General features: G+C 40.0%; 16 protein-coding genes and 1 riboswitch. Of the genes, 7 read left to right on the top strand and 9 right to left on the bottom strand.

All coding sequences use genetic code 11. The annotated features are described in order from the left end of the window. Positions 1–3: 3 nt before the first annotated feature. From AC0L7T_RS26420 to lipB, 5 genes are all read right to left on the bottom strand, one after another. Entirely contained in the window at positions 4–990 is a 987-nt protein-coding gene (locus tag AC0L7T_RS26420; RefSeq protein ID WP_473339674.1) for a polyprenyl synthetase family protein, read from the bottom strand. Next, entirely contained in the window at positions 980–3,157 is a 2,178-nt protein-coding gene (gene rnr, locus AC0L7T_RS26415; RefSeq protein ID WP_473339672.1) for a ribonuclease R, read from the bottom strand. Before rnr ends, AC0L7T_RS26420 begins: the two co-directional genes overlap by 11 nt. Before the next feature lie 70 nt (positions 3,158–3,227). Then, positions 3,228–3,962: a 3'-5' exonuclease gene (locus tag AC0L7T_RS26410; RefSeq protein WP_473339671.1), complete on the bottom strand. Its 735-nt coding sequence runs from the start codon at positions 3,960–3,962 to the stop codon at positions 3,228–3,230. A gap of 5 nt (positions 3,963–3,967) precedes the next feature. Next, entirely contained in the window at positions 3,968–4,369 is a 402-nt protein-coding gene (locus AC0L7T_RS26405) for a hypothetical protein (protein WP_473339669.1), read from the bottom strand. Continuing rightward, on the bottom strand, positions 4,366–5,100 hold the full coding sequence (gene lipB / locus AC0L7T_RS26400) for a lipoyl(octanoyl) transferase LipB (RefSeq protein ID WP_473339668.1): 735 nt from the start codon (positions 5,098–5,100) through the stop codon (positions 4,366–4,368). The genes AC0L7T_RS26405 and lipB overlap by 4 nt, the downstream gene beginning before the upstream one ends. A 41-nt stretch (positions 5,101–5,141) precedes the next feature. Here lipB and AC0L7T_RS26395 point away from each other — a divergent pair, with 41 nt between their 5' ends. Continuing rightward, positions 5,142–5,498: a YraN family protein gene (locus AC0L7T_RS26395; protein ID WP_473339667.1), complete on the top strand. Its 357-nt coding sequence runs from the start codon at positions 5,142–5,144 to the stop codon at positions 5,496–5,498. On the opposite strand, the gene AC0L7T_RS26390 is transcribed toward AC0L7T_RS26395, so the two are convergent. Continuing rightward, positions 5,492–6,346, bottom strand: coding sequence for a toxin-antitoxin system YwqK family antitoxin (locus AC0L7T_RS26390; RefSeq protein WP_473339666.1), 855 nt, complete (start codon positions 6,344–6,346; stop codon positions 5,492–5,494). The two genes, AC0L7T_RS26395 and AC0L7T_RS26390, sit on opposite strands and share 7 nt — an antisense overlap. A 244-nt stretch (positions 6,347–6,590) precedes the next feature. Here AC0L7T_RS26390 and AC0L7T_RS26385 point away from each other — a divergent pair, with 244 nt between their 5' ends. From AC0L7T_RS26385 to AC0L7T_RS26360, 6 genes are all read left to right on the top strand, one after another. Further along, positions 6,591–7,793 (top strand): pyridoxal phosphate-dependent aminotransferase, encoded by a 1,203-nt coding sequence (locus AC0L7T_RS26385; RefSeq protein WP_473339664.1) that lies wholly within the window; start codon positions 6,591–6,593, stop codon positions 7,791–7,793. Between the two features lie 53 nt (positions 7,794–7,846). Further along, positions 7,847–8,557, top strand: a complete 711-nt coding sequence (locus AC0L7T_RS26380; RefSeq protein ID WP_473339663.1) for a glycosyltransferase — start codon at positions 7,847–7,849, stop codon at positions 8,555–8,557. A 729-nt stretch (positions 8,558–9,286) separates the two neighbouring features. After that, positions 9,287–10,303 carry a DUF4421 domain-containing protein gene (locus AC0L7T_RS26375; protein ID WP_473339662.1) on the top strand — a complete coding sequence of 339 codons (1,017 nt, stop codon included), beginning with the start codon at positions 9,287–9,289 and terminating at the stop codon, positions 10,301–10,303. A 343-nt stretch (positions 10,304–10,646) separates the two neighbouring features. Further along, positions 10,647–14,078 (top strand): SusC/RagA family TonB-linked outer membrane protein, encoded by a 3,432-nt coding sequence (locus AC0L7T_RS26370; RefSeq protein ID WP_473339661.1) that lies wholly within the window; start codon positions 10,647–10,649, stop codon positions 14,076–14,078. Positions 14,079–14,110: 32 nt separating this feature from the next. After that, positions 14,111–15,769, top strand: a complete 1,659-nt coding sequence (locus AC0L7T_RS26365) for a SusD/RagB family nutrient-binding outer membrane lipoprotein (protein WP_473339659.1) — start codon at positions 14,111–14,113, stop codon at positions 15,767–15,769. A gap of 124 nt (positions 15,770–15,893) precedes the next feature. Beyond that, positions 15,894–16,970, top strand: coding sequence for a DUF6340 family protein (locus AC0L7T_RS26360; protein ID WP_473339658.1), 1,077 nt, complete (start codon positions 15,894–15,896; stop codon positions 16,968–16,970). Between the two features lie 137 nt (positions 16,971–17,107). Here the strand turns inward: AC0L7T_RS26360 and metE are convergent, their stop codons facing one another. From metE to AC0L7T_RS26345, 3 genes are all read right to left on the bottom strand, one after another. Next, positions 17,108–19,435 carry a 5-methyltetrahydropteroyltriglutamate--homocysteine S-methyltransferase gene (gene metE, locus AC0L7T_RS26355; protein WP_473339656.1) on the bottom strand — a complete coding sequence of 776 codons (2,328 nt, stop codon included), beginning with the start codon at positions 19,433–19,435 and terminating at the stop codon, positions 17,108–17,110. A 185-nt stretch (positions 19,436–19,620) separates the two neighbouring features. Continuing rightward, a riboswitch (cobalamin riboswitch) is annotated at positions 19,621–19,812 on the bottom strand. Positions 19,813–19,906: 94 nt separating this feature from the next. Further along, complete coding sequence (locus AC0L7T_RS26350; protein WP_473339654.1) at positions 19,907–20,974, bottom strand: NHL repeat-containing protein; 1,068 nt, start codon at positions 20,972–20,974, stop codon at positions 19,907–19,909. 9 nt (positions 20,975–20,983) lie between these two features. Further along, on the bottom strand, positions 20,984–22,447 hold the full coding sequence (locus AC0L7T_RS26345; RefSeq protein ID WP_473339653.1) for a DUF1501 domain-containing protein: 1,464 nt from the start codon (positions 22,445–22,447) through the stop codon (positions 20,984–20,986). Positions 22,448–22,451: the final 4 nt, after the last annotated feature.

Genomic DNA, 22,451 nt, shown 5'->3' with positions numbered 1-22,451 from the left:
TTTTTATTTTTCCCTATTGGCTAGGTTGTGTGTAAGGTTTTGAAGGAGTTGTAAGCCTTCTGCGTTTTTTACTTGTAGGCTGGAAAGTTGGTTGAAACCTTTTTCAAAATAGTCGTCCATTAGCGCCATTGTTTTTTCTTTGATTTGAAGTTGATCAAATAGGGAGGTTACTGCCTTGACCTTTTCTTCAGGGTTAAAGGTTTCTGCTTTAAGCCATTTCTGGAGATTTTCGCTTGCCGATCCTGTGGCAAGTTCGTTGGCTTTAACCAAAAGGTATGTTTTCTTATTGGCCAATATATCTCCTCCAACCTGCTTGCCGAATTTCTCCTTGTCAGCATATACATCGAGCAGGTCATCTTTTAGTTGAAAGGCTATCCCTATATTTACTCCGAAATCATAAAGGTAAGTCGCATCCTCTCTCGAGGCACCAGCCAAAACCGCTCCCAACTGCAAGGCAAAACCCAACAAGACGGCAGTTTTCAAACGTATCATATTTAGGTATTCCGCTTCGCTAACGAATTCCCTCTTTTCGAAATTCATGTCCAATTGCTGGCCCTCACAAACTTCAGCTGCCGTCTTGCTAAACAATTGTAGGCTTTCTTTTAGGTGCTCGGCTTCGATTGATAGGAATAAATTATAGGCTTTCACCAACATCACATCGCCCGATAAGATAGCCGTATTGTCATCCCATTTCTCATGAACAGTAGCTTTTCCTCTGCGTAGAGGCGCATTGTCCATGATGTCATCGTGCATGAGTGTGAAGTTGTGAAAAACCTCTATGGCTGCTGCAGGAGTAAGTGCCTTCTGGTAATCTTCCTTGTACAAACCGTAAGCAAGTAAGGTTAACAATGGCCTTATTCTTTTACCTCCCAAGCCCATCAGGTAAGCTATCGGATCGTACAATTCGGGAGGATTTCCCTTCAAGTCTAGTTCTTGAATGTGTTGCTCGAGGGTAGTTTTAATGTCATCGAGCTGGTTGTCATTTATCATTGCTTACAAATTCCAAATCTATCGTTCTTCTATCGATATCGGTGCGGGTTACTCTAACCTGTACCTTATCACCCAGTGTTATCATTTTCTTATTTTTGGCACCGATCAGCCGCATATTTTTATTGTCAAAGTCGTAGTAATCGTCTGTCAAATCCTGAACCTTTACCATGCCTTCACATTTGGTTTCAGAAATTTCTACATAGACTCCCCATTCGGTGACTCCGGTTACTATGCCAGCGTAGGCCTTGTCTTCAGCCAATTTCATGTATTCAACTTGCTTGTATTTAATGCTGGCTCTTTCTGCATCTGCTGCTCTCTTTTCCCGTTCTGATGAATGGAGACACTTTTCTTCCCATGCCTGATTTTCTGGTGGCTTGCCACCGTCCAGGTAATGTTGGAGAAGTCGATGTACCATCATATCAGGATATCTTCTGATAGGCGAAGTGAAATGCGTATAATGATCAAATGCAAGACCGAAATGTTGCTTAGGCTCGGTGGTGTATTTTGCCTTTGCCATACTTCTTATGGCCAGTTGTTCAAGAATGTTTTGTTCAGGCTTACCAACAATCTCCTCCATCAGTTTGTTCAGACTATTGGATACTTTTTTTTCATCAAGGAACTTTACCTCATGGCCAAATTTCGTTGCGAAATTGGCAAATGTTTCCAGTTTTTCAAGGTCTGGATAATCGTGAACCCTGTAAACGAAAGTGCTTTTGCCTTTGTTTTTATTGTAAATAAAAGTTGCGACCGTCCTATTGGCCAGAAGCATAAATTCTTCGATCAACTTGTGGACATCCTTTCGCTCTTTTATGATGATTCCTATAGGTGTTCCAGTTTCGTCCAATTTGAATTTTACCTCAACTGTTTCGAAATTGATCGCTCCTTTTTTGAACCTTTCTTTTCGAAGTAACTTAGCCAGGGAATTGATTTTCAATAAATCCTTGGCATATTCACCGCTTTCCGCATCCATATTTTCCTGCGCTTCTTCGTAGCTAAAGCGTCTGTTGGAGTGAATGACCGTGCGACCAATCCAGAAATCTTTTACTTGTGCCTGGTCGGTTATTTCAAATACACAAGAAAAGGTGAGTTTGTCTTCATTGGGGCGCAAGGAGCACAGCCCATTGCTTAGCCGCTCTGGAAGCATTGGGATGGTTCTGTCAACCAGGTAGACAGAGGTAGCCCTATCATAGGCTTCCTTTTCCATCAATGTCTTGGGCGTTACATAATGCGTTACATCAGCGATATGCACGCCTATTTCCATATTGCCATTTTCCAAATAGTGGAATGAAATGGCATCATCAAAATCCTTCGCATCCGCAGGGTCAATGGTAAAGGTATCAATACCTCTAAAGTCTTTTCTTCTTTTTATTTCGGCTTCCGGGATGGTGTCAGGCATGGTTTCAGCCTCAGCTTCAATCTCCTCCGGGTATTCAAATGGTAGTCCAAATTCAGCCATGATGGAATGAATTTCTACTTCGTGGTCTCCAGCTTTACCCAAAACGCGGATAATTTTCCCTGTAGGGTTTTTATCCCCTTCACTCCATTCAGTAAGCTTTACTACTACTTTCTGGTTATGTTGCGCACCTTCGAGATCCGATTTTTTCACAAAGATGTCATGATGCATCTTCTTAAAGTCTGGTACTACAAAAGCAAAGCGTGGTGAGATTTCTATCCTCCCTACAAATTCATCTCTGCTGCGTTCTAGAATTTCCAGAACTTTTCCTTCTCGACGGTTTCCTCTACCTTTCTTTGGTAAAATCATTACCCTAACCTTGTCACCGTCAAGCGCAGATTTTAAATCTGCTTCTTTGATCATGATGTCGTCTTCTTTCTTTGCATGATCATTAGGGATCACGAATGCAAACCTGGCATTGACAAAATCCACTTCTCCTGTTATGAATTCAGGATCCGCTGCTGAGGAATAAAGGTTTCTGGGGCTGCAGCTTATCCTGCCTTCATCAACTAATTCCTGTAGGGATGGGCTTAAAAGTTTTTTGGTACCTGCATCCCGAAGTACTAGTTTTTTGATGAGTTGTTTTTCAGCATAAGCTTCGCCGAAATTATTGTCAAAAAATTGCGTTAATTTTAATTTTAGATGTTCTAAATCTGTGGACTTGTTGCCCTTGCTTTTAAATCCTGATTTTTTTCTTCCTGAATTTCTTCCCATAAAAATATAATGTAATTATAAAGGTAAGGATATTTATTCTAAAATATTGACCTTCCTTATGTAGTGATGTTTATTCTGCAGCTGTATCCAGATTGATGATTTCGAATGACAAGTCTCCGGGCAAACCCTGGTAGGCAAGATATATCCTGGCCGTAACCTCTACATCCCGTATGCAATATTTGCGAATATTATCGAGATCATCTTCTTTGTAATAAACGGTGTTGACCATGCTACCGTCTATGCCTTCCTTTGAACTAGGGATGTCAAAAATTGTCGCTAGTAAATCCAGTCGGGTATAATGTTTATAGTCCCCAAATTTCCACAATTCTAATGTGTCAAGATGCCTTATTTCCCAGGGTTTTTTTCCTGAAAGCTGCAATACTTCAGGAAGCGGGAGTTTGTTGATAAGCATTCTTCGGCAGATATATGGGATGTCAAATTCCTTGCCATTGTGTGCACAAAGGATCCAGTCTCTTTTTTCTAACAGGTTTCGGAATTCGAGCAAAGTGTCATGTTCCGTTAATCCTGCATAGGATTTGGTTCTATAAATAAGCTCGTCTTCCTCTTTTTTATAGGTGAAATAACCTACTCCGATGCAAATGATTTTTCCAAACTCTGCATAGATACCGGCTTTTTCAAAATAGAGTTCATCTGCTTCTCGTTCGTCAGTTTTTTGTAATTGCAGGGCCTTTTTCTTCCATTCCTCTTGCAATCTAGGCGGTAAACTTTCAAGGTTTTCCGCTCCGGAGATGGTCTCAATGTCCAGAAAAAGGATGTCATTCAGATGTTCGAAAAAATCGGCCATAAGCTTCAGGTATGTAAAATGCCATGCATGTCCAGTTCTGGTATGTAAGTCATGTGTTTCTCCTGGACGCTGCCTGCTACAAATATAAACTTTTTGTCAAATATTTGGTCCAGAATATAATAACTAACCCAGAACTCATTGTTTAAAAGAAATAAAGCAGGGTCAATTGCCTCAACCCTGGTAATGCTAGTTGCTTCCAACTTCTCAATCATGTGCCGCATCACCGAGGTTTTCTTTTCTTCTCCCGACACAAGGCCGTAGCCCTTTGCTGTGATCATTAAGGTTTCCAATTCAATAAGATTTTTATTGATCAGATAAACAGCCCAGCTTTCATCCGTTCCCTTACCTTCCTTTACAATGGCCATTTTTACCCCTGTCACAGGGTGGAATTTTATGTCTTTTTTCATTTTTGTTCTTCACTTATCAATAGCTCCATCTCGAATAGTCGGCCAATATGAAATTTCACCCTATCCTTCACTTGGGAAAGGGGTACTTCTTTCCCAAGTTCCAATTGCATAGATGTGACAGCTTTATCACTTATTCCGCAGGGAATAATGTGATTAAAGTAACTGAGGTCAGTATTGACATTGAATGCAAAACCGTGCATGGTCACCCATCGGCTGGATTTAACACCCAATGCACAGATCTTTCTCGGGTTCTTTTGTTCGATATGATCTATCCAAACTCCAGTTAATCCTGGAATTCTACCTGCCACAATCCCATAGTCGTCAAGGGTAGCAATTACCGCTTCTTCCAGGAACCGTAGGTATTTGTGAATATCTGTAAAAAAGTTATCCAAATCAAGAATAGGATACCCAACAATTTGCCCTGGGCCATGATAGGTAATGTCTCCACCCCGGTTTATAGGGTAATAACTCGCTTCGTATTGTTTTAATCCGGCTTCGTCTAAAAGAAGATTTTCTACACGTCCACTTTTTCCTAAAGTGTAAACATGTGGATGCTCTACAAACAGTAGGTAGTTGTCCGTGATTTGCTCTTGACCAGGTTCCGATTTTCGGTTAGCGATCTTAATTTCAACCGTTTGTGCGAATAATTTTTCCTGATAATCCCAGGATTCCTGGTAATCTTTGGTGCCTAAATCCCGAAAAATAACTTTTTTATTTATAAATTGATTCACCTTATGGAATGGTTTTTTTCAAATATAGTCAATATCAAACAATGGCTGAACACAATGACAAGGGAACGAAGGCTGAACAGCTCGCCAAAGACTGGCTGGTAGCTAACGGCTATCTGTTTATTACCGCCAATTATAGGTACAAGCATGCTGAAATAGATCTCATTATGGAGAGAAAAGGGATATTGGTCTTTGTAGAAGTTAAATATCGCAGCGGAACAGGTTTTGGGTATGCTGAAGAATTTGTAGATTTTCGGAAAAGACAATTGATAATTAGAGCTGCTGACAATTACATATACGAAAAAGACTGGAAGAAAGATATCCGTTTTGATATTGTTGGTGTATATCAAAATAAATCAGGAGCGATTGCATTCAAGCATTTTGAGGATGCCTTTTATTGAACGTGGCTATAGATAAGGTTTCCCTCTTTGTCCCATTCCCCTCTGATATAAGGTTTGAAACTGTTATTTAACGCTTCATTCTGATATTGAATTTCACGTTTCTTTATTGTCTGATCACTCTCTCTGGGCCAGTATTCTGTCCAAATGCCTATGCGCTCTCCAAATTTATATTCCCCGGCCACAGCCACCTGTCCATCAGGATAAAAATGAAAAAAATTCCCCTCCTCGAGATCGTATTCAATAGGCGTTAACTTTTCTATTTTGCGCTCTCCTCGATTGTAATAGGTAATTCTTGAGGCCTTTGGCCATCCCTCTGAATATTTTTTCTTGTCTAGAAGAATGTTTTTAGCGTCAAAAATCATCCATCGTCCGTGCTTGGTACCATAAAAGTACATACCGGTTTCAACCACATTTTCCCCGATTCGCTTTTCATAGGGGCCATGTAGCAGATAGCCTTGAGAGGGATTGAAGTTGCCAGTCTTGATGGCTTTGTTTTTGGAGTCATACCAAAAGATATCCCTGATATAAGGGTCTATTTTTCTATTTCTTGTAGTATAATTAAAATATTGATAAGTAACCTGGTCCCTAAAACTACTTTTTATTAAACCCTTGCTGGTTTTTTCACCAAAATGAAAATTCTTTTTCTTCTTCTTCTTTTTCTTCTTTTTTTCTTCCTTTAGATTGTCTTCTGCATCGGAAAATAAAAGTACTGGCGTAGAGGTAGGAAGAAGTCTATTTTCTTCCACTCCTGATGAGTCCACCGCAACTTTCGTTGAATCTTCCTGACCAAAACCAACCGAAGTAATAGAAAAAAGCCCTACAAATAATAAGTAAATGAGTTTTTTCATAACAATTTAAAAACGAATATAAAGGCCCAGTTGTTGTAGTTAGGTGCAAAAAACCAAAACATTCAGCCTAATTATCAATGGTAACATTTCTCAAAACTAGTCAAAGATTTAGGAATCGTTGTCATTATGCTTATTTTTGCAAAATTAAAAAGGAGACAGAAAGGCCATCATTCATTACATAATAATTTATTGGTCAAAAGGTCCTATTAATCTGATTATCAAACGTAATTTAAATAAAATATAAATGAATTCCATCTTATCTGATCGTATAAACAATATGGAAGAGTCAGCTACGCTGGCCATGGCAAAAAAAGCCAGGGAATTAAAGACTCAAGGAATAGACATTATAGGTCTGAGTCTGGGAGAACCTGATTTTAAAACGCCTAAACACATACAAGAGGCTGCCAAAGATGCCATCGATGAAGGGAAGTATTTTTCTTATCCTCCAGTAGCTGGTTATCAAGATCTTAGAGAAGCCATTGCTAAAAAACTAAGAGATCAAAACAATATATCAGAAGCGAAGGCTGAAAATATAGTGGTGTCTACAGGAGCAAAGCATTCTATAGCCAATATCTTCATGTGCCTTATCAATGAAGGTGATGAGGTAATCATTTTTTCTCCCTATTGGGTTTCTTATTCTGAGGTAATCAAATTGGCCGGTGGTGTTCCCGTACTTATAAAAGGTAGCCTGGAAAATAACTTTAAAGCTACCGCTAAGCAATTAGAGGAGGCCATCACAGACAAAACCAAAGCGGTGATTTATTCTTCACCTTGTAATCCTTCAGGTTCTGTTTTTAGCAAGTCTGAGTTGGAGGCCATTGCTGATGTTATCAAGAGCAAAGAAAATCTTTTGGTAATAGCCGATGAAATTTATGAGTTGATCAACTTCACCGGTGTTCACGCAAGCATTGCCTCTTTCCCAGGAATGTTTGAGCGTACGATTACTGTGAATGGATTCTCTAAAGGTTATGCGATGACCGGTTGGAGAGTTGGCTATATCTGTGCTCCTTTGTTCATTGCGAAAGCTTGTGAGAAGATTCAAGGCCAGTTCACTTCTGGCGGTACAGGTATTGCCCAGCGTGCAGCCTTAGCAGGTCTGATTGGAGATCAAAAGCCAACAGAAGAAATGGCAGCAGCCTATCTTAAAAGAAGAAACCTGGTTTTGGAATTATTGCGCGATATACCTGGTATCAAAACACACGTTCCTGAAGGAGCATTTTACTTTTTCCCTGACGTTTCTGCCTTTTTTGGTAAAGCTGCAGGTGATCAGAAAATTGAAACTGCGGATGATTTTTGCCTTTATGTACTTAAAGAAGCAAATGTTTCATTGGTAACTGGAGCGGCCTTTGGTGCGCCTGAGTCAGTGAGGCTTTCTTATGCAGCATCAGAGGATGAATTGAAAGAAGCGTTAAAGCGCATCAAAGAAGTGCTGGCAAAATTGAAATAATTTTAAATACTATCCCTGGGAATTTTCCCGGGGATTTTTCTTACTTTTCCAAGATGCAGGCAATCGTAATTACACCCGTGAAAGATGCTCTGGAGGCTACTCTGGAAACAATTGAGGCTATTTCAGAAGCAAATGGGGTTTATGATTATTGGGTTTTTAATGATTACTCTACTGATCAGACCAAAAAGGCCTTAGAAACCGCCAGTAGTAGTAAAAGCTTTAAGTTAATAAATTTGGAGGAGGTAACGTCAAACCCTTCTCCCAATTATAAGACAGTGCTGCAGCTTGCTCAAAAAACAGCCTTGGAAGCGGGGTTACCTCTGATCATTGTGGAATCTGATGTTAAAGTAAATAAAGACACTTTAGAAAAACTGGTGCACTTCGCCAACGATAATCCAAAGGTAGGTCTTGTCGGTGCCATCACGCATGATGCTGAAGGAAAGGTAAATTTTCCTTACCTCAAGTTCAAACAATTAAAAAGTAAAGAGCCAACAAAAACTACACGTAGCCTTAGCTTTTGTTGTACGTTAATCAATACAAAATTTTTACAGGAATACGATTTTACTGATCTGGATAACAGTAAGGATTGGTATGATACCCATATAAGCCAAAAATCCATTGCTTTGGGCTTTGACAATTACATACTTCCTGATTTGGCTGTTTGGCACAGGCCTCATGCCAGCCGTCCCTGGAAACAACTCAAATACAAGAACCCAGTGCTTTACTACTTTCGCAAGTGGTTTTTAGGCAAGGATAAAATTTAAGGGAATTTTTTTTTATCGATTTAGCTCAAATTATGCAATACGGTTCGTATTGGCATTTCCTGACTTTCAGGAAATGATTCCATTACTTAATTGAAGGTTTATTGCCTATTTCGGTTTTATATCAATAGCATACTGGCAATAATTAAGCGCGGTCTTTTTCACCTGTGTTCAAATCCTTATTGTTCTTTAACAAAAAAAAACTACAGTAAATTGTACTATTTAAATAAAAAATTATTTATAACTTTTCTTAATTGTGGATTTACAAAGGTGTTTTTTTAAGTTCATTAATTCAGTTTCAACTTATTGCGCTTATTTAAAAAAAGAATATTTCTCACCCACATTTATTTAATTATAAATATTATAATGCCTTTTTTACCTTAATACAATAAAAAACAAGTGATAAAAATTAAAAGGTATTTTTTTTATCTCCTTTTTAAAATCTACTTTTTATGAAGGAAAATCATATTTTTTCAATTTATATAAATATTGCTTTGTAATTATTTCTCTAAAATATCGAAGTATACTAAGAAATATTTTTTGCTTTCTTGACCGAAAAATGCGTATCTTTGTTTCGGGTGATTAAGCAACTTTTTATACTTATTCTTTTATTAGTAATTAAATGGAGGTTATTTCGAATTAATTTTTCCTAACCTCCCTTTTCTGAATGGGTTATCTCTTAATCTTGCGAATGAGTTGGTTTCATTAATACTGAGTAATTTAATTGTCTCTATGAAATATATCTTTGCGTTAACCCTTTCCTTACTGGTTTTTCATATCACAGTAGTAGCGCAAGAATCCACTGATTCAACAGAATACTATAAAACATATCCAGACAAATTGGTGCTAAGAACCTATATATCTAGAAAATATACTGGTCTAGGTTTAAAAGTAGGAGATGAAAATTATTGGTACAGGCCAAATTCCACCTTGAATATGGGAGTTGGTGCTACCTACGACGGCTTAACATTGAATCTTGCCTATGGTTTTGGATTTTTAAACCCAGATAGGGATCGTGGAGAATCCAAGTATTTGGATTTGCAGGCCCATGCATATCCTAAAAACTGGGTCATAGATTTTTTCGGCCAATTCTATAATGGCTATTATTTGGAGAGAGGGAGTATTTCAGCAAGCCCCAATGAATCAAGAATGTTCCCTGACATGAAGCTAAGAGTTTTGGGAGCTTCCGTTCAGTATTTATTCAATGGAGATAAGTTTTCCTATAGGGCAGCATTTTTGCAGAATGAGTGGCAACAAAAGTCCGCAGGTACTTTTATGGCTGGAATGGAAATTTATGGTGGACAAGTGAGGAATGCCAATGGAATCCTGTACGCGCAATCTGTCGCCAAAGATTTTAAGCAAATTAAATATTTCGAACTGGGGCCAAATTTTGGTTACGCTTATTCCTGGATTATAAAGAAACACTTTTTTATCACCCTATCTGCTGCTTCCAGTTTGTCTTTGGGGAGAACCTATTTAAGCTTTGAAGATGGGACAGAGAATAGCAACTGGTCTATTCGTCCAAATTATTTATTAAGAGGTTTTACCGGTTACAATTCGGACAGGTGGTCTCTTAATGTCAATTATGTATACAATCAGGTGAATTTAACTTCTGTTGGTGGGTATAAGACCAATCTGGGAACGGGAAATTACCGGTTAAATCTTATTTATCGCATTAGTCCCGGACCTGCTCTAAGAAAAAAATTAGGCTTGGTTGATAAACTTAAAGGGAAATTGAATTCAAAATAAGGCACTGTTTTCATTGAATAGACCAGCAAGCCTCTATTTTTTTTATTGTTAGAGGTCAAATTTCTAATTTTTAATTTTGTTATTCGGCTATCATTTCCTGAAAAAATTGGTTTAATCATTTGGGTTATAGGGTATTTGGTAATGGTCGATTATATGGGGTTGATTCAGAATAAACTACTCAATAATATATGTTTAACAGAATAGAAACATATACATAACATGTACGGTGCATTTAGGTTGTGGTTATTGTGCTTATTTGCCAATATATATTGCGAGGGTAGTGGTACCTTTTTGATGTATTGAAGTATAATAAGAAATAGAGTATAAACTATAAAAATAATTTATGGTGAACAGGTTTACAAAAATTAGAAACTGGTATTGTTTAGTTATGCTATGGTTCCTGATCGGATCCGTAGTTCCAGAGGCTTTGGCCCAAAGTAGAAGGGTTACAGGTAAAGTCACTTCTCAGGAAGATGGCTTAGGTATTCCCGGAGTAAATGTGCTCGTTCAGGGAGGTCAGTCGGGAACGGCCACAGATGTAAATGGTGATTACTCAATTTCCGTTGCGGATAACAGCACGGTTCTGGTTTTTTCATTTATTGGGTTTGAACCTATCAATGAAGTTGTAGGTAACCGTTCTGTCATTAATGTGCAGCTAAAAGAAGATGCCTCTGAGATGAATGAGGTGGTAGTCACAGCGCTTGGCATTAAAAGAGAAGAGATTTCTTTGGGTTATTCTATAGAGCGTGTCGGTGGTGAAGAGCTGACCAGAGTAGTCCAGGAAAGTTTTCTTAATGGCATGGCTGGTAAAGTTGCTGGGGCAACCATCAGTACTACTGGTGGTACGGGTTCTTCCGTAAGCATGGTGATTAGAGGTGCCACTTCGTTGAGTACTGATAACCAGCCACTTTTTGTAGTGGATGGTGTCCCAATCGCCAATACGCTTAACAATGTGTCTTCGGTTGGTTCCGAAAACAGGGTGGATTATGGAAATGCCATTTCGGGTCTTAACCCTGATGACATTGCAGACATTTCTATCCTGAAAGGACCAAGTGCTGCAGCTCTTTATGGATCTCGTGCAGGAAATGGGGTAGTGCTTATTACCACTAAAGGAGGTAACGTCGACCGATTAACAGTGAATGTAAGTACCAATACTGTTTTTGATGTGCCTTATAAATACCTTAAGTGGCACAGTAAATTTGGTGCGGGACAATTCTCTGCTATTCCACCAGAAATAAGTGGCACGCCATTGTCTAATCCCTTCGGAAGCTTGGTTCAGGAAAACGTAAATGCTGCCTTTGGAGCTGAATTGGATAAAGGTTATGAGCAGGTTCAGTGGAACAGTCCTTTGGATGAAAATGGGAATCCTATTGCTATTCCTTTGGTCTCCTATCCGAATAACGTGCAAAATTTTGTTCAGACGGGGGTTACCACATCCAATAGCTTTTCAGTGGCCAATAGTAACGATGCCATGAACTATAGGATCTCTTATTCCAACATGAGGAATAAAGGCATTATACCGAATTCAGATTTGTTCAGGAATACCTTAAATATTAATTCCAACCTTAAGGTAAATGATAAGTTGAATTTTAGTACCAATATAGATGTCAGTCGAAACAACTCTAACAACAGGCCTGCCGGAGAGCGAGGTACTAACCCTTTACAATGGGCTTATGAAACCTCTCCTCATGTTAATATCCTGGACTTAAAAGACTATTGGCTTCCTGGTCAGGTAGGGCTGGAGCAAAAAACCATGGATGCCGGTCAAGAAGTACGGGTTACAGACAATCCTTATTTTCTAGCCAATGAGGTAAACAACAGTTTTAAAAGAGACAGGGTGTTTGGGAATGTAAAGGCGGATTGGCAGATTTCCCCTTCCTTTAACTTCTTTGCCCGTTATTCTTTGGACTTGTACAATGAAACCAGAGAAAGTAAAATAGGCCGAAGTTACAGCCAAGAACCGGAAGGCGCCTATGGGATCACAGAACTTCATGGCTTGGAAACCAATGCAGATTTCTTACTTACCTATAATAAGGATGTAAATGATTTTGGAATTACCCTTTCAGGTGGTGGGAACATTCGATATCAAAATGGAAGTAATCTATTTGCAGGGTCTAAGTCCGGGGTGGGCTTGATTACCCCTGGCGTTTTTACACTTGGGAATATAGCTCCTAATAATATTGAGTACGGCAATAGTAGCTTTGAAAGAGGAATTCACAGTTTATATGGATTGGCAAACTTCTCCTATAAGGACATGCTATATTTGGATTTAACTGCCAGAAATGACTGGTCGAGTACACTTCCTGACGCAAACCCTTATTTCTATCCATCTGCTGCGCTGAGCGTATTGGTCAGTGAAATGCTTGATTTACCTGAGCCTTTTAGCTTGGTGAAATTGAGAGGTGGATATGCGTCTGTAGGGAATGATGCAAATCCTTACCTACTGTTAGCGACTTTATATAATGCAGGAGCATGGGGAAATATACCAAGATCATCCTTGCAAAATAGTTTGTTAAACCCTTTTCTGAAACCTGAAATAGCCACCTCTTTTGAGGGAGGAATTGATTTACACTTTTTCAATGATCGGATAAGATTTAGTGGAACTTATTATAAAGTTCAGAATGAAAATCAAATCCTTGGCATTGATTTACCACCATCCACAGGTTATACTTCAAAAAAAATCAATGCAGGTCTTTTACAAAGTGAAGGTGTTGAGCTAACCCTCGGATCGGACATAATTAGAAACAATAATTGGAATTGGTCAGTGGACCTTAACCTGACCAGAAACAGGACCAAGATTATTGAACTGGCAGATAATATGCCGTATTTTACTTTATGGGAAGATGCCAGAGGCGGTTCATGGACCTATGTAGGAGAAGAGATTGGCGATATTTATGATGCTGAGGTAGTAACGGTTAAAGATCCTGAGTCACCTTATTTCGGTTTTCCGCTTTTGGATCAAACCGGTAAATGGCAAAGCATTGATGCGGTGAGTTCAAGAAATAAAATTGGCAATTTTAATCCCAAATTTATTTTGGGAATGCAGACCTCTTTGTCTTATAAAAACTTTCATTTGAACATGACGTTTGACTGGAGAAATGGAGGAGATTTTGTTTCACAAACCTATAGATTTGGTGAAGAACATGGAAGGTCATCTGTCTTCTTGGACAAACTGATCAATCCAGGAGAAATGGAAGGGAGTGAATTGAAAGACTACCTTATAGATAACAAGGAATCTATGGTTTTGATCAATGGAAATAATTTCCCATTGGTTGGAGGACCGACCCCGGAATACGGAAGTTTTCCTTTCACATTCGGCCCATTTACTTTGCCGCATGGAGGAGTATTTATCCCAGGTGTTTATGCCACAGAATTTGATTCCGATGGCAATCCTACAGCCTATGCAGAGAATCTGGGAGAGAATATTGGACAACCTGGAGGAACTTTAACCTTGCCTTATGCAGGTAGTACAGCCTGGAGTTTTGCAAGAGCCTTTTTATATGATGCATCTTTTCTGAAGTTGAGAGAGGTTTCTTTTGGTTATGATGTACCAAAAAACTTTGCGAATTCACTAAAAATGCAAAATCTTAGTTTCTCTGTTTATAGCAGAAACATTATTCTCTGGACAGCTGCAAAAATTAATATAGATCCAGAGATGGCTTTTCAACCATCGGCAGGCACACAAGCAGGGACCCAATTTAAACAGGGAATAGAAAGATGGAATGTGATGCCTTGGGTGATGCCAATAGGGTTTAAAGTAAATGCTACTTTTTAAGTGTTAGTTTTCAACTGATAAACGAAATTACTATGATTATCAAGAATAAATTATTATTCGGTTGGGCACTTTTGTTGCTGTGTACATTTTCCTGTAAGGAAGACCTCATAGAGATGAATATTAACCCAAATGGTGCAAGTCCTGAATCGGCCAACCCCAACCTTGTGCTTTCAACAGTGCTGACAGAAGCGGGCAAATCTGTGCTTAATCTTGGGTATCAAGACATCGCAGGAGTGATGCAACACACCCAGAAAGATGGCTGGTCAGGATCGCACAATTCCTATGACTGGAACCGAAGCAATAGCTGGTCTGGCTATTATGCGATATTAAGAAACAATCAGTTTGTTTATGACAGGGCCGTAGAGCTGGATCAAGAACTTCATCAGGGAGTCACTTTGGTGATTCGCGGGATGATGTTCGGTTTAATTACGGATCTATGGGGGGATGCGCCTTATTCAAAAGCCCTCAAAGGAAATGAAGGAACTCCTGAAACTACTTTTCCTGCCTATGATACCCAGGAGGAAATTTACCGAAGTATATTAGCAGAATTAGAGACTGCCAACCAATTGCTATCAAAGCCAAAAGCTGCCTATAATAGCTCCATTGAGGAACCTGACGTTTACTTTAATGGAGATCCTTCCAAATGGCGAAAGATGGCGAACTCACTTAAGCTTAGGTTCTATATGAGGCTTTCTGAAAAATTGCCTGATTTTGCGAAGCAAGGTATTGAGACAATACTTGCCGACCCAGGCACTTACCCAATTATTACGAATCCTGGAGATGACGCCACCATGGGTTTTGAAAGTATAAGTAAGGAAAGTAGCTGGCCAAACAATACCAAGTTTGATGTAGATGCAAGCAATTACCGTAGACTAAAAATGTGTCAAACTTTGGTGGAAGCCATGAGAGCTAAAAATGACCCTCGACTTGGAGTATGGGCCAATCCTGTGGAAATCCCACTTGTAGTGGATGCCAGTCTACCAGAAGGAACAGATATAATAGAAGATGGAAAAAGGTACCTCTCACCAGATGTATTGGAAAGCAGAAATGTTGCGCTAGAGGATATCAGTCAGAATGCTGATTATGTAGGAATTCCTCCAGGTATAGCTGGTGCACAGGTGTATAACATGAGCCCGGATGCCAATCAGGCGGCATTTAACCCTCATGTTTCTTGGCTAAATGACCGGTATAGAGAACCTACTGGGGATTTATTGAAAGCAAGGTTAATCACTGCATCAGAAGTTAATTTCATTTTGGCAGAGGCTGCTTTAAAAGGTTGGGCCGTGGGAGGTACTGCTGAAGAGTATTATAACAAAGCCATTCAGTCTTCTTTTACTACATGGGGATTGTCTGGTTCGGTAGAGACATACCTCACGCATGAAAATGTGAAATTTGATGGTACTGTCAAACAATTGATAGAGCAGAAGTGGATCGCTTCCTGGACGGCAGCTGCAGAGTCTTGGTTTGACTACCGAAGAACTGGTTACCCAGAATTGGAAGCAGGACCTTATACTATTAGGTCAGTATTGCCTGTTCGCTTGTATTATATGGTAGAGGAACGAAACCTCAATGAGGCAAATGCAGAAGCTGCCATGAGTCGATTAGAAATCACCAACTTCTCAGAGGTTGATGGAGCCAATAGTGCTTGGTCTAAACCTTGGGTAATTCAAGGAACTGGCAAGCCTTGGTAATTTTGTAACCAATATCAAAATTTTAGATTTAGGGGCTTTTCGAAAGAGAAGCTCCTTTTTTAGCTCAAAAGAGCCAATTACTTCTGCCTGTTTTGAGCTAAATTGCAAAAAAATACTCAAACTTATGAAATTCCCCAATTCAGAGATTGTTAAATATTTACTCTTTGTTTTGCTATTGGTAGCATTTGGCTCCTGTACCAAGAATGTCTCCATAACGAGGTTGATGCCAGCAGAGATTAACATACCGAATCAGGTACAGCGTTTACTCATTGTGGATAGGACCAAGCCTGAAAGTCAGGGAGTGGCAATAATTGAGGGGATTCTTACTGGAGAAATGCCATTTGAAGTAAAAAATGCCATAGATGGTACCTTGGCGTCCATTCATCAGGAGCTGAATACTTCTCCCAGGTATGAAATTGTACGGGCAAATGAGAGACTGATAGGAGGGCTTTTTTCACAAACTTTCCCTGCACCTCTCAATCGGGAAATGATCCGAAGCCTCTGTGAACGTTATGAAACGGATGCTGTTTTGACTTTGGAGAAATTCAGTTCAGATTTTGTAATCACAGACAAAAAGATCACCATCAAGAAAAAAATCGGAAAAGATGAGAATGCCAAGACCATAGAAGTGCCCGGTATAATGGTGGAAGGGTTGGCTTCTGTTCAAGTAGGATTTAGATTGTATGACCCTGAAAGCGGCAATATTTTAGACCAAAGTGACCTTTCCAAAACCAACTTATGGTCAGCTGAGGCGGAGACCCGAGCCCAGGCTTTGCTGCTTCTAATCGAAAAAGCCCAAGCTACCAGGTATGTGGGGCAAATGGCTGGTGCTGCTTATGCAAGGAGAATCGCTCCCATGTACATAGACATAAACCGCACTTTTTATGCCAAATCAAAGAAGTACCCTGCCTTAGAAAAAGGGGCGCGCTTTGCCGAAGTCAATGAATGGGAACAAGCCATCCAAAGTTGGCAAGGAGGCCTTTCCCTTCCAGGAGATGATAAAACCTATGGCAAACTTTGTTACAATATTTCTTTGGGGCACGAAGTCCTTGGCGATTTAATGTTGGCCAAGGATTGGGCCGCGAGGGCTTATACGGAGTATGGCTTTAAGGCGGGAAGGACTTATGCCAAGGAACTCGAACAAAGAATGATGGAAGATGCATTGCTAAATCAGCAACTAGGGACTTCTTCGGATCAGTAAAAATTATAAAAATAAACCCGAATGGGGCAATTGGCTGAAATAAAAATATTAGCCATGGCCCCACCCGGGTCAAATCTTAATTAGGGGATTTAGCAGTTGTCAACTTAGATGACTACTTCCCTTATTTTGCAATTGTATTACACCAATTCACTGGTGGATTTTTCCATTGCTCTTAATTCCCTGGCAGCTTCCACCATTAGTTTCAGTGCTTTTTCTGTTTCGTCCCATTGTCTGGTTTTTAAGCCACAGTCTGGATTCACCCAAAGTTGAGCGGTTGGAATCACATCTTGCGCTTTTTTTATCAGCTGTACCATTTCGGATTTGGTAGGTACTCTTGGTGCATGAATGTCATAGATGCCAGGCCCAATTTCATTGGGATACCTGAAGTCTGCAAAGGCATCCAAAAGTTCCATTTGTGAGCGAGAGCATTCGATGGTAATCACATCAGCATCCATGGCAGCAATACTTGGCATAATGTCATTGAACTCCGAGTAACACATGTGGGTGTGAATTTGGATAGCATCGCTGACACCTGAAGAGGCCAATCTAAAGGCTTCAACAGCCCAGTTGAGATAGGCTTCCCATTCCGAACTCCGTAAGGGAAGTCCTTCCCTTATAGCTGGTTCATCAATCTGTATGATTTTGATACCTGCGCTTTCAAGATCCCTTACCTCATCCCTAATCGCCAGTGCAATCTGTCGGCAGGTTTGGGAGCGAGGTTGATCATTGCGGACAAAAGACCATTGAAGGATAGTAACAGGACCTGTCAACATCCCTTTTACACGTTTTTTTGTTAAGGATTGGGCATAAGATGACCAGAAGACCGTTATTGGTGCAGGGCGGAAAACATCCCCATAAATGATAGGTGGCTTTACGCATCTACTACCATAGCTTTGCACCCAGCCAAACTGGCTGAAGGTGAATCCTGCAAGTTGTTCACCGAAATATTCCACCATGTCGTTTCTTTCATACTCGCCATGTACCAAAACATCCAGCCCAATTTCCTCTTGTTTTCGGATGACCTTTTCAGTAGCCTCTTTTAACAAGTTTTCATACGTTTTCGAGTCAATAAAACCTTTCTTAAATTGAGCCCTCCAGTTTCTTACTTCTTTGGTTTGCGGAAAAGAGCCAATTGTAGTTGTTGGTAAAGAGGGTAGTTTTAGTATTTTTTGCTGCAAGGTTCTTCTTGTTACATACCTACTGTCTCTTTTATCATCTGAAGGCGAAATGGCATTAACCTTTGATTTCACGGTTTCATTGTGGATGAGACTTGAATTTTTGCGACTAGCAATCGCTGACTTGTTCACTTCAAGCTTCAACAGGGTGTCTTTATGAGGATTTGGCAAAGACAATTCCTTCAGTAATACAACTTCCTTTAACTTTTGTTTGGCAAAAGCCATCCATTGTTTGATCTCCGGTAAAAGAATTTCTTCTCGGGTTTCTGCTTCCAGGTCATAAGGGACATGTAACAAGGAGCATGAAGGCGCAAGCATAACCCTTTCACTACCTATACTGTTAATGACATGATTGATGACCCCGAGCGAATTTTGAAAGTCATTTTTCCAAATGTTTCGACCGTCCACAATCCCTAAAGAAAGGCTTAACTTTTCCGGAATAAGCAACAATATTTCTTTCAATTGATCTGGATTACGTACCAAATCCAGGTGAAGTGCGCAGATAGGAAGGGACAAGGCCAGATTAATATTGTCATTTAAGCCTTCAAAATAAGTGGAAAAAAGGAGCTTTAGTTTTGGAAAAGCTTTTCTAATGTTTTGGTATACCAATTTATAAGCCTCTTTTTCCTTTTCATTAAGGTCAAGACCCAAAAATGGTTCATCAAATTGCACCCAATCCGCACCATTTGTTTCCAGGTCTTTTAAAATTTCCAGGTAGACAGGGAGTATATTATGAATAAGGTCAATTTTATCAAATCCGCTTGTTTTTTCTTTTCCAAGCAATAGATAAGTAACGGGGCCTATAAGAACTGGCTTGGCATTAATGCCTTTTCTTTTGGCTTCTATAAACTCATCCACAACCTTGGTGGAGAGGTATTTAAAGCTTTGTTTTTCAGTGAATTCAGGTACCAGATAATGGTAATTTGTGTCAAACCACTTGGTCATTTCCATAGCGGTAATGTCCAGTCCATCCTTTTGGTAACCTCTTGCCATGGCAAAATAATGGTCCAATGGGCTAAGGTTTGGGTTTTCTAAAAGAGGTCGATACCTGTCTGGAATAGCCCCTACCATTAGGGACATGTCAAGCACCTGGTCATAGAAAGAAAAGTCATTGACCGGAATAAGATCAATCCCGATGTCTTGCTGGGTTTTCCAATTCTGAAATCGGATTGCTCTTCCTGCCTCGGCAAGTTCTTCCGATGAAATTTTGCCTGACCAATATTGCTCGCAGGCTTTTTTGAGTTCTCTTTTGCTACCGATTCGCGGATAGCCAAGAATGTGCGTTTGCATGTTCTTTTAACTTTTAAATTAATAAAATGAGTTAAAAGCCCTTTGCGTTATTTCGAAATTGCTAGGAGAAAAGAAGGGTGGGTAGATTTAGGAAATTACCAAAAAAGACGCAATTATCCCCGGGAAAACAATTGTATTTAAGATGATAACACCGAACCTGACATCACGCTTCGAATCGCGAAAGCATTGTCAATTCGAAATAGGCAGGTCTCCTGACTTGTAACATTTTTACCTTCCTTCCCATTCTTAATTCAAGAACAGTGGATTTGCTAAGGGTAAAAACCTTTGTAGTTACTTACAGTTGCGCGACAGTTCGTGATTCTCACACGATTCCCTATTAATTCACGTTAAGTAAAACCTATTTCGGTTGATGAAGAAATAATAAAAGAACTTATTGAACTCAAATGTAGGTCAGATAAATCACATTTCCTGCAAGAATGGTGAAATGGCAGGAAAAAAGTAGGGGTAATATTACACGCGGTGTAATTTATAGGGATAAACACCATCAGCATTCCATTGACAGACATATAAATTCTTGTCCCTGTCCAAACAGACATCATGGCAATGTTTGAAGACCGGTAGTTCCTGAAGCATCAGTTCTAATTGGCCATTTTTATAGACAGGTTCAGTGCCTCCGGGATTGGAAACCACCTTGTTGTTTTTGTCCAAAATGGTTACAAAACCTCTGTTTAGGCGCATGTTATAATTGCCTTTTTCCATTCCAAAACACACTCCTGAATACAAGTTTTCACCATCTAAAACCGGACGGCTTATAAATGCACCGGGTAGGTAATGAACTTCAAGATACTCACCAGCTAAAGTGAATCGTTTGAAAGTATTCTTTATTCTTGCAGAACATAGTAAGGTAGGGTTGGAAGGGTCTCTGTAATCAATGGCTACCCCATGGGCTTGTTTGAATTTGTCCGGCTGAAGAAAACTATCCCCTCCAAATTTTCGAATAAATTGGCCATTCTGATCGTACTGTAAGATAAACTGAGAACCATAACCATCGGCAACATAGATGTCTCCATTTGGGCCAATAGCTGTTTCTGTAGGACGGTAATAAGCATGTTCTGTATATGCCCCTATCTTGGAAGGGTGGTCCAGCTCCATTAGTATTTTACCATCCATGGAGCATTTCACAACTTTTCCTAAGCCAGTATCTGTGATAAATAAAAACTCCTCGTCTCCCTCTTCTGTAAGGGTCAAACCATGTGCTCCAGAAAAGTTCAAGGTCCAGGTATCCAGAATATTGCCTGAGGTGTCATAGATTAGGATATTGTTTTTTGGATGGTCCGTCAATAAGATCAATCTATTATTTTTATCAAGGACCATTTCATGGCAATTGTTTACAGGGTGACTGTTGCTATTGGCTTTGCTCCAGTCTTTTTCTACCCTGTATTTGAAGTCACCATGCCCCAAAATATCCTTCTGGATTTGTGCTGAATTTGAATTGATATTGAAAAGTGGCAATCCGGTAGTGAATACTGCGCCGCCACTTGTGATAGTTGTTTGAATGAATTTTCTTCTTGAATACATGAATTATAATTATGACAAAAGTTCTTTGATTACCTGTCCGTGGACATCTGTAAGCCTGAATCTCCTGCCTTGATGTTTGAATGTGAGCTTCTCATGGTCTATGCCCAATAAGTGTAGTAAGGTGGCCTGGAAGTCATGTACGTGTACTGGGTCTTTAGCTACATTATAGCTAAACTCATCTGTTTCTCCGTACACCATTCCTTTTTTTACTCCGGCCCCAGCCATCCACATGGTAAAGCATCCAGGATGATGGTCTCTGCCATAATTGTCAGCGGTGAGTCTTCCTTGAGAGAAGCTGGTTCTCCCAAATTCTCCACCCCATACAACCAAGGTGTCTTCCAAAAGTCCCCTTTGTTTGAGGTCCTGAATCAAACCTGCTGTGGCCTGGTCTGTGCTTAATGCTTGACGTTTGATGCCTTTAGGCAAACTGCCATGTTGGTCCCATCCCATGTGGTAGAGCTGGATGAATTTTACATCACGTTCGGCAAGTTTTCTGGCCTGAAGGCAATTGGAAGCATAGGTGCCAGGAATTCTTGCATCTTCTCCATAAAGCTCGTAAATATAATCCGGCTCTTTGCTGGTGTCTACCGCTTCGGGTACAGAGTTTTGCATTTTATAGGCCATTTCATATTGGCTGATCTTGGACTGAATTTCCGGATCTTGCCACAAGTCAAACTGGTGTTCATTTAACTTGCCGATATGGTCCAGGGCACGACGCCTGTCATGGTCATGTACCCCATGCGGATTATTCAAGTATAAAACAGGATCTTTGCCCGAACGAAATTGAATGCCCTGATGATGGGAAGGTAAAAACCCATTTCCCCAGGCGGTGGAGTTTAGTGGCTGTGATCCGGGACTTTTGGAAAGTAAAACCACAAAATTGGGCAAATTTTCATTGTCACTTCCCAAACCATAACTCAGCCATGATCCGATAGATGGTCTACCACTCAATTGAGAACCTGTTTGCATAAACATGACGGCAGGTTCGTGGTTGATGGCGTCGGTGATCATGGATTTGACAATACAAATGTCATCCACCACTTTGGCCGTGTGAGGGAAAATTTCACTTACCCAAGCTCCTGATTGTCCGTATTGCTTAAAATCATAAATTGATTTCACCAGGGGAAAAGTAGACTGATCTGCTACCATTCCAGAATTTCGCTGGGTTCCCTGAACGGAAGGAGGGATTTCTTTGCCATGCCATTTTTCCAGTGAGGGTTTGTAGTCAAAAGTTTCGATCTGTGAAGGGCCTCCCGATTGGAAAAGATATATCACCCTTTTGGCTTTCGCAGGAAAGTGCGTACCTGTAGAAAGTCCCTGGGGTTTGTAGAGTCCAGAGCTGTCAGGAGCTTCGGCAAACCCTGCCTTTTGACCAATAAGGCTGGATAGCGCGATGGCTCCAAAACCCAAAGAAGTCTTTTTCAAAAAGCCACGTCTTGTCTCTCCGAATTTGTTTATGTCGTTCTCGTTCATGGCG

It is taken from the genome of Cyclobacterium sp. 10D3-21 (assembly GCF_055809755.1).
Note: the sequence above shows the minus strand (reverse complement) of the source record. Positions and strands in the feature narration are given on the sequence as shown.